Raw genomic sequence first — 15,658 nt, 5'->3', positions numbered from 1 at the left:
TTGGGACATTAATTTTTACTTATTTTTGCTTTCTTCCCAAATTATATTTCATTTTTGCTAACTGCTAACTGCTAACTGCTAACTGCTAACTGCTAACTGCTAACTGCTAACTGCTAACTGCTAACTGCTAACTGCTAATTATTATTTGCTTATCTCAATCAACTTATCTAAAACTTCTTTTCCTTTTCCACTCATTAACGACTCTTTTGCTAATTGAAACCCTTCTTTGTGAGAAATTTGTTTTGCAGTAGCAATCGCTAATCCTGCGTTTGCACAGACTACATTGTTTTGGGCTTTAGAGCCATTGCCGTTTATAATTTTTATAAATAGTTTGGCAGCTTCTTTTACAGTGCTTCCTCCAAAAATGGCAGATTGCTCTACGATATCCACACCTAATTCATATGGTTCAAATAAAGTTTCGGATGCATTTGTTATAACTTTTGTTTTTCCTGTTAATGAAATTTCATCATAACCATCTAAGGCATGAACTACAGCATAATTTTTGTCGGTTTCTTGATATAAATAACCGTAAAGTCTTAACAATTCGAGATTAAAAACCCCAACCATTTGATTTTTGGGAAATGCAGGATTTACCATTGGTCCTAGCATATTGAAAAAGGTTTTTACGCCTAATTCTTTTCTAATTGGTGCCACATTTTTCATGGCTGGATGAAATAATGGTGCGTGTAACACACAAATACCTGCTTCGTCTATGCTTCGTTTTAAAAAGTCGATATCATTGGTGAATTTAATACCTAAATGTTCCATAACGTTGGAAGAACCACAAGCAGAGGATACACCATAATTTCCATGTTTTGTAACATGAACTCCTGCACCTGCCGTGACAAATGAGGACAAGGTTGAAATATTAAACGTGTCTTTTCCATCACCACCTGTTCCGCATAAATCTATAGTGTTGTAATCGTTTAAATCTACAGGAATACAAAGTTCTAAAAGGGCGTCTCTGAATCCTCTAAGTTCGTCTAACGTGATGCTGCGCATCATGTAAACGGTTAAGAATGATGCAATTTGACTTTGGTTGTAGTGACCTGCTGATATATTTACCAAGACGTTTTTTGCTTCTTCACTCGAGATGCTTTCTTGGTTTATTAGTCTATTTAATAATGCCTTCATACTTAAGAATTAATCCAGTTTTTAAGAATGGTTTTTCCATCTGGTGTTAACACAGATTCCGGATGGTATTGTACGCCTTTTACATCATATACCTTATGTCTTAATGACATTATTTGTCCGTTTTCATCATAAGATGTGGCTTCTAAACTATCAGGTAAATTGGCATTTACAACCCAAGAGTGGTATCTGCCAACTTCAAAAGTTTCTCCTAAGCCTTTAAATAAAGGTTCGTCTTCTACCGAAAGTGTAATTGTGGTTGAAACACCATGATATACATTATCTAAGTTTTCTAATGAACCTCCAAAAACTTCGCCAATAGCTTGCTGACCTAAACATACACCTAAAATACTTTTTGTTGGTGCGTAAGTCGCTATGATTTGTTTTAATAAACCTGCTTCATCAGGAATTCCAGGTCCTGGTGATAATACAATTTTATCAAAAGCATCAACTTCATCTAGTGTTAATTTATCGTTTCGTTTTACAATAACTTCACAATTTAAGTCTTCTAAATAATGGACCAAATTGTATGTAAAACTGTCGTAGTTGTCTATTACTAATACTTTTTTCATTTTAATGCCTGCCAAGGCAGGTATCTATTAATTAAACTATTTTCTTTTCTTTCTTTTTTATCTGTTCATTTGCCTTTATGTAAACGAACCTAAAATCACAATCAAAATTAGGAAATCGCCAAAGCGACATTCGCTTTCAGAACTTCGTGCTTGAGGCTGCGCCTCGCATCTTCGTTCTTTCGCTCATTATTTCTGAATTTTGATGTTTCCGACTATGTCGGAATTTGGGACATTAATTTTTACTAATTTTTGTTCTTTCCTAAATTGTATTTCAATTTTGCTAACAGCTAACAGCTAACAGCTAACAGCTAACTACTAAATATCCTTCGCCAATTCAATAGCATTTGTTAATGCACCAAGTTTATTATAAACTTCCTGCAATTCATTTTGAGGATTTGATTTTGCTACTAATCCTGCACCTGCTTGCCAGAATAGTTTATGGTTTTGACTTAAAAAAGTTCTAATCATAATAGCATGATTAAAATTACCGTTGAAATCCATAAAACCAATAGCACCTCCGTAATAGCCTCTGCTTGTTTTTTCGTATTTCTCTATAAGTTGCATAGCCATATGTTTTGGAGCACCACTCAATGTTCCGGCCGGAAAGGTGTCTGCAACAACTTGCATGGTGTTTGTGTTTTTATGAATGGTTCCGGTAACTTTGCTTACCAAATGAATAACATGAGAGAAAAATTGTACTTCTCTATAATTTTCTACAGTGACATTGCTTCCGTTTCTACTTAGATCGTTACGTGCTAAATCAACTAACATTACATGCTCGCTGTTTTCTTTGTCATCTTTAATTAATGCTTCGGCAAGTTCTGCATCTTTAAGGTCGTTTCCACTACGTTTAAATGTGCCTGCAATTGGGTGGATTTCAGCTTTACCTTCGTTAACTACTAATTGTGCTTCTGGTGAGCTTCCGAATATTTTAAAATTCCCATAATCGAAATAAAACAAATATGGCGACGGATTGATACTTCTTAATGCTCGGTAAACATTAAACTCGTCTCCACTAAATTTTTGCGAAAACTGCTTAGATAATACCAATTGAAAAACATCGCCTCGTCCACAATGTTTTTTTGCTAATTCTACATGTTCTTTATACTCATCGTCTGTAAGATTAGAATCAATGTCGCCATTGGTGTTAAAATCGTAAGACGCATATTGTCTGGTTTGAATTAGTTGCAGAATATCATCGATATTATTTTCAGTATCAAAACAATGCGCAAAAATATAGGCTTCGTTTTTATAATGATTAATGGCTATTATGTTTTGATAAACGGCATAATACACTTCTGGTATAGACACAGAATTTTCCTTTTTTGAGATTTCTATGTCTTCAAAATATTTTACAGCATCGTAGGAGGTATATCCAAAAATACCGTTGTTAATGAATTTAAATTTTTCTTTTGTGTCGACTTTAAAGCGTTGTGTGAATTTGTGAATTTCTTCCACAACACCTACGGTTTCAACAAAATTAGACTTAGAACTACCGTCTGGATATGTTTGATAAATACTATTACCTTCAACCTTTATAGAAGCAATAGGATTACAACAGATGTATGAGAAACTATTATTATTAGCATGATAGTCGCTACTTTCTAAAAGTATGCTATTAGGGAATTTATCTCTAATTTTAAGATAAATACTAACAGGTGTAATAGTGTCTGCTAAGATTTTTTTATAATGTGTGTATAAACTAAATGTTTTCATAAAATTTTAAATTAAAAAAGGCTTGTCGTGAATGACAAGCCTTTTTCTATATATTTTGCATAACAAGGTTGATTTCACTAACTAACGTTTGAGAAATTCCACCACCAAGTATGATTTGTATTTATTTTCATAATATGGTCAAAGATAGAAATGAAAATTCATAATGTCAAACATTTAATTAATTTTTTGTTAAATATTAAATGTAAGCTTCTACGATTAATAACTTTATAGCATGAGAAATATATTATTAATTTTTTTAATTACAGTTTTACCAGTTCAAGATGAAACATTAGAAGTCTATGATTATGATGGTTTAGAACCTTTAATTAATCAGAAAGATGATAAAGTACATGTTGTAAATTTTTGGGCAACATGGTGTGGTCCTTGTATAAAGGAGTTGCCATATTTTGAAGCTTTAAATGAAAAATATAGACATGAAGATGTAGACGTATTGTTAGTGAGTTTAGATTTTCCTAGTAAGTATGAAACTGCATTAAAACCTTATATAAAAAAGCATAAGTTAAAGTCTAGAGTTGTAGCGTTAAATGATAATGACCAAAATAGATGGATACCTGCAATTGATGAAAGTTGGTCTGGAGCCTTACCAGCCACAATAATATATAAAGGTGATAAACGAATGTTTTACGAAAAATCGTTTACACAAGAAGAATTAGAAAAAGAAGTCAAACAATTTTTAAAATAAAGAACTATGAAAATTTTTAAATTATTATCAGCAATGGTTTTAGTACTTTCACTATCTGCTTTTACAGTTGTGAGTGAAGATAAAGGTTATAGCATTGGTGATATTGCTACCGATTTTAGTCTAGAAAATATAGATGGTAAAATGGTGTCTTTATCAGACTATAAAGATGCAAAAGGATTTATTGTAACCTTTACATGTAACACTTGTCCTTATGCTGTAGCTTATGAAGATAGAATTGAAGCCTTAAACAAAAAATATGCTTCAAAAGGGTATCCTGTTATAGCCATAATGCCAAACAATACTAAAATAAAACCAGGCGATAATATGGAAGCAATGCAAGAAAGAGCTAAAGAAAAAGGTTTTACATTTCCTTATTTAATGGATAAAGACCAAGAGATTTATCCACAATATGGTGCTACTAAAACACCTCATGTTTATTTACTGCAAAAAACTAAGAAAGGCAATGTTGTAAAATATATAGGAGCAATTGATGATAATTACCAAGATGCTACAGCTGTAAATCAAAAATATGTTGAAAATGCCGTAGATGCTTTATTAAAAGGTGAGGCAATTAAGGTAACTGAAACTAGAGCAATAGGCTGTTCTATTAAGGTTTAATAGATTTTTAGTGAAAAGAAAATCATTATATCTTCAAATAAATTTAAGATAAAATGTTAAAAATTAAACCCGTTTTGTAACACTTCGGGTTTTTTTTCGTCTATGTTATAAGGAAATGTTAATTTTACCGAAAAATTAAAATTGAACTATGGCTGATTTATCACAAGAAGACTGGGAAAAACAACTAGAAGCAGACAATAATGCAGTTGTTTTAGATGTAAGAACTCAAGAAGAGGTTGATGAAGGTATAATTCCTAATGCAATACATATAGATATTCATAAAGGTCAAGGTTTTATCTACGAATTAGAGAAGTTAGATAAGACTAAGAACTATTACGTATATTGTAGGTCTGGCGCGCGTAGCGGACAAGCTTGCGGAATAATGAACCAATTAGATTTTAAAAATACTTATAATTTAGTTGGAGGTATAATGGGTTGGCAAGGAGATATTGTAAACCAAGATTAATTTTTAATCTAAAATTATTATGAAAAGACTGCTAAAAATATGTTGTCTTCTATTAGCACTTAGTTTTGGTGTGAGTTGCATAGATAATAAATCTGATAATGATGATGTTAAGTTAGTAACAGCAGAGGAGATGCAGTCTATTCTGGAGTTAGAAGATGTTCAATTAGTAGATATTAGAACACCTAAAGAACATGACGAAATTCACATTGCTAATTCGCAAAATATTGATTTTATGTCCCCAACTTTTGAGGTAGATATCACAAAATTAAATAAAAAAAAACCTGTAATTTTGTATTGTAAATCTGGAAGAAGAAGTGCAAAATGTGCACAAAAAATGAAAGACGCAGGTTTTGAAAAAATATACGACTTAGAAGGTGGAATCTCTAAATGGAAACACTCCGACAAGCTAGAGATTAACTTAAAAACTGATATGTAAAACCGAACTTAACGTTCGGTTTTTTTATTGCCATAATTCATTTCCATAACTCTTAAGGTTTTTATAAATTAGTCGACTATTAACCAATAAAAAAAGGACATCACTTATTTTTGTGATTTAACAAGTTGTTTATGAATATAAAAAAAGTACTTCTACTTTGTCTTTTAGTATTTGCTTTTAATGCAAATGCTCAAGTTTTTGACCCAGTAAAATGGGAGACAAAAACAGAAAAAATTTCTGAAACAGAATATAACCTTATTTCAATAGCAACAATAGAAGCTGGCTGGCATCTTTATTCTCAGGTAGTGCCAGAAGGTGGTCCAATAGCTACAACATTTAATTATACAACAGATTCTGATATAGAATTACTATCTAATACTAAAGAGGATGATGGTCATACGGTTGACGACCCTGTTTTTGATATGAAAATTAAATTCTTCGAAAACAAAGCTCAGTTTACGCAACGTATTAAAGTTATAAATAAAGAAGTATCTCTAGTTAATGGTGAGGTTGAATTTATGGTTTGTGATGATGAAAAATGCATGCCACCAAATTATATAGATTTAATTTTTAATTTAAAAAAAGCAAAAGATGTTGATGTAGCAGTAGAAGAATCAACAACAACTTTAGATTTTAATGCTACAAAACCCAAAATATTAGAACCTGTAAAATGGAGTACAAGTGTTGAGAAAAATGAAACTAATGAATTTATTTTAGTAGCCACAGCTACGATAGATAAAGGGTGGAAGTTGTACGCTCAAAATATTGAAGAAGGAGGACCGATACCTACAAGTTTTAATTATACCTTAAAAGAAGGTGTAGACTTAGTTGGTACAACTATCGAAGAAAATGGGCGAGAAAGTATGGATAAGGTCTTCGATATGAAGATTAAATACTTTAAAGATAAAACTGAGTTTAGACAAAAAATAAAAGTTTCAAACACGGAGATTTCCTCTATTTCGGGAGAAGTTGGTTTTATGTCTTGCGATGATACACAATGTACTGCACCAACCTATGTAGATTTAGAGTATGATTTAACTAAAAGTGTAGCAGTAAAAAAAAACGTTGATTATATACAATCAGAGACAGAAGAGGAGAGAGAAGGATTATGGACAATTTTTATTTTAGGACTAGGGGCTGGTTTTATTGCGCTTTTTACGCCTTGTGTCTTTCCTTTAATACCAATGACCGTAAGTTTTTTTACTAAGCAAAGTAAAACGAAATCACAAGGTGTAAAAAATGCTTTAATCTATGGATTATGTATAATCGTAATTTATGTCATTTTAGGTACAGGAGTTGTAGCTATTTTTGGAGCGAGTGCTATAAATGAATTTTCGACAGGTGTTACCTTCAATCTTGTTTTCTTTGTAATTCTTGTCATTTTTGCAATTTCATTTTTGGGTGCATTCGAAATAATGCTGCCTAACTCTTGGGCTAATAAAATAGACAGAAAAGCAGATAAAGGAGGTTATACTGGAATATTTTTTATGGCTTTAGCTTTAGCAATTGTATCTTTTTCGTGCACAGGTCCTTTTGTAGGCAATATTATAGTATTATCTGCAACCACAGGAGGATTAGCTCCTATGATTGGGATGTTAGGCTTCTCTTTAGCCTTGGCATTGCCATTTGGTTTATTTGCTGCGTTTCCGGGTTGGTTAAATTCTTTACCAAAATCTGGAGGCTGGTTAAATACGGTAAAAGTTGTTTTAGGATTTTTGGAATTGGCTTTTGCTTTTAAATTTTTATCACAAGCGGATTTAGTATTGCAGCTTCACTTTTTAGAACGTGAAGTATTCATTGCTATTTGGATTGCCATATTTGGAACTTTGGCTTTATATTTGTTTGGTAAAATACAACTACCTCATGATTCGCCGTTAAAGCATATTTCGGTAGGAAGACTTATGTTAGGATTACTAACATTATCATTTACGGTTTACATGATTCCTGGGCTTTGGGGAGCGCCTTTAAATCTAATTAGTGCATTTCCGCCACCAATTGATTATTCTGAGTCCCCATATGGTGTTGGCAATTCTAAAGGAGGTGGTACTACAAGTCATTCAGATTTGCCAGAAGGAGCACATTTATTGGCACCACATGATATTTTGGCATTTAATGATTACGATGAAGGTTTGGCTTATGCTAAAAAGATAAATAAACCTGTAATGTTAGATTTTACAGGCTGGGCTTGTGTTAATTGCCGTAAAATGGAACAAAATGTTTGGGTAAAACCAGAAATTCTAAATAAACTAAAAAATGATGTTGTTCTTATTTCTCTATATGTAGATGAAAAAATTGATTTCCCAGAAGGCGAAGCACCAGATTCTAAATTAAAACCAGGTAAGAAACTAAGAAATAAAGGTCAGAAATGGAGCGAAATGCAAACCATAAAATATAAAACAAATACACAGCCATTTTATGTGTTAATGGATCATAATGAAGAGAATTTAAACAATCCTGTGGCCTATACACCAGATGCAAAAGAATATAACGAATGGCTGATTGAAGGTATACGTAATTTTAAGAAGCATTAAATTAACTATTAACAAAATGTTGTAGGTACTAACATTAGCCGTAACTTACCAATACTAAAAGGTAATAAGTTAAGTTTTTCATAATTACATAGATTAAGTAAAGTATCATTCTTTATTCTCTGTTATAAACAATAGTTTTGCCACTTATTTAAAATGAAATCAGAAATTTATGAGTCAAGTAAAAGAAAATGATACTGTAAGAGTTCATTATACAGGAAAATTAAAAAGTGGACAAATCTTTGATAGTTCTTTAGAGCGTGAGCCTTTAGAATTTACTTTAGGAAAAGGTATGCTAATTCCGGGTTTTGAAAAAGCAGTTATAAATATGAAGGTGAATGATAAGAAAACTGTAGATATTCCTATGGAAGAAGCTTATGGAGATATAATAAAAGAATTATTTCACAAGGTTGAAAAAACACAATTACCACCAGAAATGGAACCCGCAGTTGGTTTAGGTTTAGCATCTAGAGATGGACAAGGTAATGAGCACCAATTTAGAATTGTAGAAGTTAATGAAGACCACGTTATTGTAGATGGAAATCATCCTTTAGCTGGGCAAGAATTAGTATTTGATCTTGAATTAGTTGAGATTAAATAAAAGTCTATTGTCTTTAAAAATTAAAACCTGTGAATTAAGTTTCACAGGTTTTTTATATTAACTATAAAAATTTTGAGCTTAAGAATTTTTAATTGTTCTTATCATTGACCGTAATCATTTTTAGTGTTATTTACTTTTGTTAAATTTAGTAAATCTCAAAATAATGAAACAGATACTTTTACTTACGGACTTTTCTGAAAATTCTACTAACGCTATCCAATTTGCCTTAGAATTATTAAAAGATTACCAGTGTAATTTTTTTGTGCTTCATGTTCAAAAAACTAAAGGTTATATTAGTGATGATTTAGTAATGGGTGGCGGACAAAATTTATATGATTCAGTTTTAAAAACATCGAAAAATAAATTAACCAAACTTGTAAACACTATTGAAACTAAATTTGGTAAAGCTAATTTTAAATTTAAAAGTTTAATTGATTTTGATAGCTTAACCGAAGCTATTAATCAGGTTATAGCTTCCAAAGCTATAGACTTAATAGTTATGGGAAATAATGGTGTTACAGGAGCAGCAGAGCGAATTTTTGGAAGTAATACTATTAATGTAATTAGAAACGTAAATTGCCCAACTTTAGTGATACCAGAGGGTTTTACTTTTACAACCGTTTCAGAATTATTATTGCCTTTAGAATTAGAAGATACACTGAACAGCACGGCTTTTTCAGAATTAGTAAGCTTTACATCTAAGTTTTTCAAAAGGATCCATTTGCTGAGATTAAATCCAAATGAAGATTCGCAAACGCATCTAAATACAGATAAAAATTACATTAATAGCTTAACTAATACTTTACAATTTACGTATCATTTGATAAAAGGTGTACCTACAGAATATGCCGTACAATCTTATGTACAAATTCATAATATAGATATGATTAGTTTATTAGTGCAAAAGAAAACGTTTTTTGAACGTTTCTTTACGGGCTCTAAAACTAGTAAAATAAGTAATAAATTACGCGTGCCATTATTAGTGTTTCATGTTTAAGATATTGTTTTAGAATGAGAAGTTATTACTTGCCTAAGATGAATAAATATATTACCTAATAATAAAATTATAGTAGGTTTAATAGTTGGTGATAGCGTTTTTAACTATTATTTTAAAATTTAAAATAACTAACCTCGGTATTACCTTTGTTCTAATAGATGATTTAATTTGTCTTCTTTTTTTATAGCTGAAAAAATATCAAACACTTGTTTTTTTAGAATTTTGTAAAATTTTTCAAATTCTATTAATTCTAGTATTAATCCTTTGTGAGATTTTCTATAGGCTTTTTCTTGTTCTGTTTGGTTTATACCATCCAATAAAATTTGTAAATCATTCTCATGTACTTTAATAGCTTCAATTAATAAATTATTTTGTTTTTGAGAACGGTTTAAGGTGTCTATTATTTCTTTGTTATCTACAAAATGCTCTGGTTCTATAAGCTGCATAGTGAAGGTTTTAATAAGGTCTTCATAAAACAAGTGTTCATCTTTAATAAACAACAGTTCAGATAGCCATTCTTTAGAATCTTGGTGCATTTGTTCTGCACTAATCCATTCCGTGTAATTAGATTGTGTTTGTGTTGTTTTCATTTTAAATGGGATTTAGGTGAAAGCAGAAAGTTTTTTAACTACTTTCTGCTTTCGGTTTTTTTAGTGAACCTCAATTACTTTTTTAGGGTAGTCTTTAGATTCTGTGTTTTTTTGAAGATTTAATTTTAAAATACCGTCTTTGTAGATTGCATTGACGTTTTGGTTAGAATTTACCGACTCCGGAAGACTTAAAGATCTTTTAAAAGAATTATAACTAAACTCTTTGCGTGTAAAATCTTCGTCTTTCTCTTCTTTTTGGTGTTCTTTTTCACCACTTACATTAAGAATGTTATTGCATATTGTAACCTCAAAGTCTCTTTTAGAAAAACCAGGTGCAGCAAACTCAATATCAAAGCTGTTCTCAGATTCCTTAATATTCATTGCTGGCATTAAGTTGTCTTCTTCAAAGAAATCGTTATTAAAAAAGTCATCATTTCTCAGAAAACTTTTTAGTCCATCATTGTTCCATGTTGGGAACTTACGTCGTCTGTTATTAGTCTTAATAAGTGACATAATTTTATAATTTTGATGTTAAACATTATTTTCTTCTGATGCTATTAAAAGTAAAAACCATTATTAAATTTTAAAATGATATTGGTCAGTTTCTAGCAGGTTTTTTAATTATGAGAGAAATAAAATAGTTGGGTAATTAAGTTTGTTTGAATATATAAAAACAAATCAGTTGCTTAAATCGTGTAATGCTAAAATAGGAACCTTTAGATGGAAAGTAATTTCTTTTACCAATGGGTTGCTAAATATGCTTCCAAAAAACGCATGCTTTTTATTTATAAAAGCAACCATGTTGCTGGATCTACTTTCTACAAAGTTGTTAATGGCTGCTTGTATTGAATTATTAGATAAATTGTGAAAGTTGTAATTAATACCTTTAAAAATTTCTTTTAGTAGGTTTTTATTATCTACTTGTTGTTGGGTTAATTTGCCTTGGTCTACGTGTAAAATAGCAATATTGGCATTGGTTTTCTTTACAATATTAATAAGGTGTATAAGTTCTCTCCTTTTAAAGGGAATTTTATAATCTGTAGGAAATACAACCTCTTTTAGACTATTTATTTTAGTAGCTTCTGGTACAACAAGTACAGGGCAATTATGCACTTTTTCCATAATGTTAATAGCATTACTACCAAAGGCTGTTTGTCTAGATTGTGTTTTACCTTTTGTACCCATAACAATCATTTCTATATCTTTTTTGTCTACAATATGCTTTACAGCTTCTGTAATATCATTAAATTCAGATATAATTTCAAAATGATGTTTTGGGTTTGGTTTATTACTTAGCGTAATTATATCTAATACCTTAGCTAATCCTTTTTCAGAATTAAGTTTAGCGGTTTGGTAAAATTCGTTACCAGGTTGCATATTTAATAAATTTTCTAAAATGGTTCCTACAGCAGAAAACACATTCATAATATAAAAATTACAATGCTCATTTTTAAATAGCGCTCTTGCACAATTTATAGCTTTAATAGAGTTTTTAGAAAAATCTGTTGGGAGTAAAATTTTATGTCTCATGATTATTTTAGTTTAATCCTGATGAAAAAAAAGCACTTAACTAAACTCCAGTATAGTTTTCTAAGATGTTCTCAAAAGTTATGATTACAATTTTAGGTAATAGAACACGGAATAACTAAAAAAGGAATTATAGTGTGATAACCAATATTTTTAACAACAGGTTCTTTGGTTAAATTTTCAATGAAACTATGTTCGTAGTTTATCATTGTTAGTATATTGATTTTAAGTTCTTCTATAAAAGTTGTAATGGCTTGCTCTTTACTGGTAAAACCCTTCATCCAATGAAAACTGTGTTTGTAGTTTTCTAAATAAGCCTTAAGCATTGATAAGTTGTAATTTTGCTTGTCTGTTAAGTCTTTTTTACCATTAATATGCATAATTGTAATTTTAGAATTGAATAATTTTGCTAATTCCTTCAATTCTGATAATTCTTCACCATAAAATCTATTAAAATCCGTAGGGAAAGCAATTTTTTTTGGAGCAACAAATTTAAAACCATTAGGTATAGCTAAAACAGGGCAGTCCTTTATTTTACTTATAACGTTTACGGTATTACTACCAAATAAAAACTCTTTAGTGCCAGTAGCTCCTTTTGTTCCCATAATGATAAGAGTAATACTGTAGTTATCTATTGCTTTTTTTATAGCAGTGATTAAAGAATCTTTACTTAAAACTGTTTTAAACTCATGTAGTTCTGTATTACTTTGTTTTAAAATTTTGTTTTTAAATTCTTCTAATTTTACAGATGCTTTTTCTTGAAGAGTATTTATATATGTTGAAGTGATATAGGTTCTAGATGTAGAATTAGAAAAACTCCATGTGTTAAGAAGATAGAATGTACAGGCTTCATTATTGTATAATTTTGTTGCATACATTGCTGCGCTCCATGCATTGTCTGAAAAATCTGTAGGAAGTAAAATATGATGTCTCATGACTTAATTAATTTAACCTTTAAATAAAAATACCTCATAGAGACTTAAAATAAAATGATTTTTATCAGTTGTTATAAGGGATTACTAAAAAAGGGATAGAAGGCTTAAAGCCTATTTTTTTTATTACCGGTTCTCTTAAAATACGCTTTATAAAACTATATTTATAACTTACCATTACTAAAATATTTATATTTAATTCATCAATAAAATCTTTAATTGCGGTATGTTTTTTGCCATAATCTGGCATCCAATGAAAACTGTGATTATGTTTTTTTAATTTAACTTCTAATTGATCTAAATTGTACTCTTGCAATTCTGTTAATTCTTCTTCTTTATTTATATGTATTACTCTGATTTTGGATTGATGTAAGTCTGATAAAAATTTAAGAGGTTTTAATTCTTCACTGTAAAGTCGGTTAAAGTCAGTTGGAAATGCAATTTGTGAAGGTCTCATATAATCGTATTCATCTGGAACAACTAAAATTGGGCATTTTTTTATTTTTCTTATGGCTTTAACTGTGTTACTACCAAAAATTATTTCTTTTCCCTTTGTGGCTCCTTTTGTTCCCATAACAACAAGGTTAATATCATTTTTTTCAATAATTCTAACCATAGTTTCATTAAGGTCGTTGTTGCATACAATTATTTCAAAATCATGCTTAGGATTAGCATCCGTTGATTCTGCAATGTCTTTAAGATGTAATAATTCTTTAGTAGCATTTTCTGTTAAAAAATGGATAAGCTTATTAGATAGTTTAGCTGTAGAATTAATTTTTAATTTTGTAGAGTGAAAAAAGTAAAACAAACAGTCTTTATCTTTAAATAATTTTAAAGCATAAACTGTGGCACACCAAGCATTATCAGAAAAGTCTGTTGGTATTAAAATATTAGTTTTCATGTGTTTATTTAGTACATGTTTGGCTACTAGGATGATGGGTTTTAAGGTTGCTTAGACGGAAGCACTAAAAAAGGTACTTTTAAATGAAATCCAATTTGATTTAAAGGAGATCTATGAAATAAATTTTCAAAAAATGAATGCTTATTATTTATCATTGCTATTAAGTTAATTTTTGCTTTAATCTGAAATTTATTAATGGCATCTGTAACGTTCATACTGTCGTAAATATGGAATAAATATGAGCTACCTTTAAATAGGGATTCTAACTTTAGTTGGCTATTGATTTGTTTAAATGTAAGGTCATTACCTGTAGAAACATGTAGTGCATTAATTCTAGAGTGATTATCCATAGCAATTTGTTTTAATATCTCTATTTTAAAAGCATTGTAATCTACTTCTAAATCAGTGGGAAATAATATTTCTAGTGGCTTTTCAAATTTAAAACCAGAAGGAATTGCCAATACAGGGCATTTTATTTCTTTAAAAACATGTACAGTGTTAGAACCAAACAAAATTTCTTCTGCACCTGTTGCACCTTTAGTTCCCATTATTATTAAATCGGTTTGATGCTCTGAGGTATATTCTTTTACACCAGAAATTAAAGTGTTAAAACGTGCAACAGTAATAAATTTGTGTTTTGGGTTTTTCTCAAACGTTTGAGAAATTTTTGTAGTTAAATCTTTAAGATTTTCTTGTGCAGTATCTCTAATAGCATCACCAAGACCAAATTGAGCAGGATAACCCAAAACATACTCTACATTATAGATTATGGGTGTATACGTGTTAAGCAAATGAAACGTGCAGATTTCATCTTTAAATAATTGAATAGCATACTTTATGGCATTCCATGAATTATCAGAAAAATCGGTGGGTAAAAGTATATTTTTCATGAGTTCTAAGTTTTAATTGTTACTAATCACATACTATTGGTTTTGGTTATTAATATTATTTTGTTGTGTTTTATAAGTAATTACGCGTTGTATTTTGCATGGCTAAAAGTGGGATTTCAAGTCCAAAACTTACTTTGTCTATTGTAGATGGAAACAACATATCTTCTAAAAACGAATGTTGTGTATTTACCATAGTTAACATATCAATACTGTTGTTTTCTATATGGGCAGTGATAGATTCTGCGACTTTTTTACTGTTTGTAATACTAAAGTTTACCTTGTTTACAATTAAGGCATCTTTAATAAACGCTTTGTTGTCTTCTTGTCTAATAGATAATTTGTTACTTGTAGAGATGTAAACAACATTAATTTCACTTCTGTAAGATTTAGCTAAAACAGATAAGAGTTTTAACTCACGTCGTTTGTAAGGAATTAAATAATCTGTAGGAAATAAAATTTGTTTTGGTTGTGTGTTTTTGTAGTTAGAAGGAATTGCTAAAACCGGACAATCTACATATTTTAATACTTGAAACGTTTGACTACCAAATATTATATGACGCTCGTTTGATTTTCCTTTAGTACCCATTACTATTAAATCTATATTATGCTTTTCTGTTAGCTCATTAGCTTCTTCTACTAGTGAGTTATTTGCCGAAATGCTATGATATATATATCTAGGATTTGGTGTTGATTTATTAACTTTTTTTAATAATTTTTCAAGATTAGATTTAGAATTGGTTTGCACTTTTTCTAAAACGCTATCAAATACTTCTCGAGAAACCAATTCATTATGGTCGTAAAATTCATTACGATACGCATGCATAAAATAAAATTGAACTTTTTGATATTTAAAAAATTCTAAAGCATAATTTATGGCATTCAATGAATTCTCTGAAAAATCGGTAGGGAGCAGAATTGATAACATAATCTTCTGTTTTAGCGTTGATTATAAAAGTAAAAACTAAAACTTTTAAAAACTATGACAAAAGTCAGGCAATGAATTGGTTAGTGTGGGAAGTGATGTGTAATTAAAAAAAAGAGAGACAGATT

The 15,658-nt window shown here is 30.1% G+C and carries 17 protein-coding genes; 7 read left to right on the top strand and 10 right to left on the bottom strand.

Translation table 11 applies throughout. From position 1 onward, the window contains the following. Positions 1-141 precede the first annotated feature (141 nt). The 3 genes from trpD to GN138_RS14725 all read right to left on the bottom strand — a co-directional run bounded on the left by trpD (position 142) and on the right by GN138_RS14725 (position 3,419). Complete coding sequence (gene trpD, locus GN138_RS14735; RefSeq protein ID WP_157364764.1) at positions 142-1,134, bottom strand: anthranilate phosphoribosyltransferase; 993 nt, start codon at positions 1,132-1,134, stop codon at positions 142-144. Between the two features lie 2 nt (positions 1,135-1,136). Next, positions 1,137-1,703 carry an anthranilate synthase component II gene (locus GN138_RS14730; protein WP_157364763.1) on the bottom strand — a complete coding sequence of 189 codons (567 nt, stop codon included), beginning with the start codon at positions 1,701-1,703 and terminating at the stop codon, positions 1,137-1,139. A gap of 315 nt (positions 1,704-2,018) precedes the next feature. Then, a complete protein-coding gene (locus tag GN138_RS14725) occupies positions 2,019-3,419 on the bottom strand; it encodes an anthranilate synthase component I family protein (RefSeq protein WP_157364762.1) in 1,401 nt (466 codons plus the stop codon). A gap of 232 nt (positions 3,420-3,651) precedes the next feature. On the opposite strand from GN138_RS14725, the gene GN138_RS14720 reads away from it, so the two are divergent. From GN138_RS14720 to GN138_RS14690, 7 genes are all read left to right on the top strand, one after another. After that, positions 3,652-4,122 carry a TlpA family protein disulfide reductase gene (locus tag GN138_RS14720; RefSeq protein WP_157364761.1) on the top strand — a complete coding sequence of 157 codons (471 nt, stop codon included), beginning with the start codon at positions 3,652-3,654 and terminating at the stop codon, positions 4,120-4,122. A gap of 6 nt (positions 4,123-4,128) precedes the next feature. After that, the gene (locus GN138_RS14715; protein ID WP_157364760.1) at positions 4,129-4,740 is read left to right on the top strand and encodes a thioredoxin family protein; all 612 of its coding nucleotides are present in this window, start codon (positions 4,129-4,131) and stop codon (positions 4,738-4,740) included. A 148-nt stretch (positions 4,741-4,888) separates the two neighbouring features. Then, the gene (locus GN138_RS14710; RefSeq protein WP_157364759.1) at positions 4,889-5,206 is read left to right on the top strand and encodes a rhodanese-like domain-containing protein; all 318 of its coding nucleotides are present in this window, start codon (positions 4,889-4,891) and stop codon (positions 5,204-5,206) included. 19 nt (positions 5,207-5,225) lie between these two features. Further along, positions 5,226-5,642 carry a rhodanese-like domain-containing protein gene (locus GN138_RS14705; protein ID WP_157364758.1) on the top strand — a complete coding sequence of 139 codons (417 nt, stop codon included), beginning with the start codon at positions 5,226-5,228 and terminating at the stop codon, positions 5,640-5,642. Between the two features lie 131 nt (positions 5,643-5,773). Next, on the top strand, positions 5,774-8,173 hold the full coding sequence (locus GN138_RS14700; RefSeq protein WP_157364757.1) for a protein-disulfide reductase DsbD family protein: 2,400 nt from the start codon (positions 5,774-5,776) through the stop codon (positions 8,171-8,173). Positions 8,174-8,342: 169 nt separating this feature from the next. Further along, positions 8,343-8,771 (top strand): FKBP-type peptidyl-prolyl cis-trans isomerase, encoded by a 429-nt coding sequence (locus tag GN138_RS14695; RefSeq protein ID WP_157364756.1) that lies wholly within the window; start codon positions 8,343-8,345, stop codon positions 8,769-8,771. Between the two features lie 163 nt (positions 8,772-8,934). Beyond that, positions 8,935-9,768 carry a universal stress protein gene (locus GN138_RS14690; RefSeq protein WP_157364755.1) on the top strand — a complete coding sequence of 278 codons (834 nt, stop codon included), beginning with the start codon at positions 8,935-8,937 and terminating at the stop codon, positions 9,766-9,768. A gap of 140 nt (positions 9,769-9,908) precedes the next feature. Here GN138_RS14690 and GN138_RS14685 read toward each other — a convergent pair whose 3' ends face one another. From GN138_RS14685 to GN138_RS14655, 7 genes are all read right to left on the bottom strand, one after another. After that, the gene (locus tag GN138_RS14685) at positions 9,909-10,358 is read right to left on the bottom strand and encodes a hypothetical protein (protein ID WP_157364754.1); all 450 of its coding nucleotides are present in this window, start codon (positions 10,356-10,358) and stop codon (positions 9,909-9,911) included. 60 nt (positions 10,359-10,418) lie between these two features. Next, positions 10,419-10,871, bottom strand: coding sequence for an Hsp20/alpha crystallin family protein (locus GN138_RS14680; RefSeq protein ID WP_157364753.1), 453 nt, complete (start codon positions 10,869-10,871; stop codon positions 10,419-10,421). A 165-nt stretch (positions 10,872-11,036) separates the two neighbouring features. After that, the gene (locus GN138_RS14675) at positions 11,037-11,888 is read right to left on the bottom strand and encodes a universal stress protein (protein WP_157364752.1); all 852 of its coding nucleotides are present in this window, start codon (positions 11,886-11,888) and stop codon (positions 11,037-11,039) included. A gap of 92 nt (positions 11,889-11,980) precedes the next feature. After that, positions 11,981-12,820: a universal stress protein gene (locus GN138_RS14670; RefSeq protein WP_157364751.1), complete on the bottom strand. Its 840-nt coding sequence runs from the start codon at positions 12,818-12,820 to the stop codon at positions 11,981-11,983. 64 nt (positions 12,821-12,884) lie between these two features. Continuing rightward, on the bottom strand, positions 12,885-13,718 hold the full coding sequence (locus GN138_RS14665) for a universal stress protein (RefSeq protein WP_157364750.1): 834 nt from the start codon (positions 13,716-13,718) through the stop codon (positions 12,885-12,887). A 41-nt stretch (positions 13,719-13,759) separates the two neighbouring features. Continuing rightward, positions 13,760-14,608, bottom strand: coding sequence for a universal stress protein (locus tag GN138_RS14660; RefSeq protein WP_157364749.1), 849 nt, complete (start codon positions 14,606-14,608; stop codon positions 13,760-13,762). Between the two features lie 70 nt (positions 14,609-14,678). Next, positions 14,679-15,533, bottom strand: a complete 855-nt coding sequence (locus tag GN138_RS14655) for a universal stress protein (RefSeq protein WP_157364748.1) — start codon at positions 15,531-15,533, stop codon at positions 14,679-14,681. Positions 15,534-15,658: the final 125 nt, after the last annotated feature.

The organism is Winogradskyella endarachnes, from assembly GCF_009741275.1.
Classification (GTDB): domain Bacteria; phylum Bacteroidota; class Bacteroidia; order Flavobacteriales; family Flavobacteriaceae; genus Winogradskyella; species Winogradskyella endarachnes.
The sequence above is the reverse complement of the archived record's forward strand: the minus strand, read 5'-3'. Positions and strand labels throughout refer to the sequence as shown.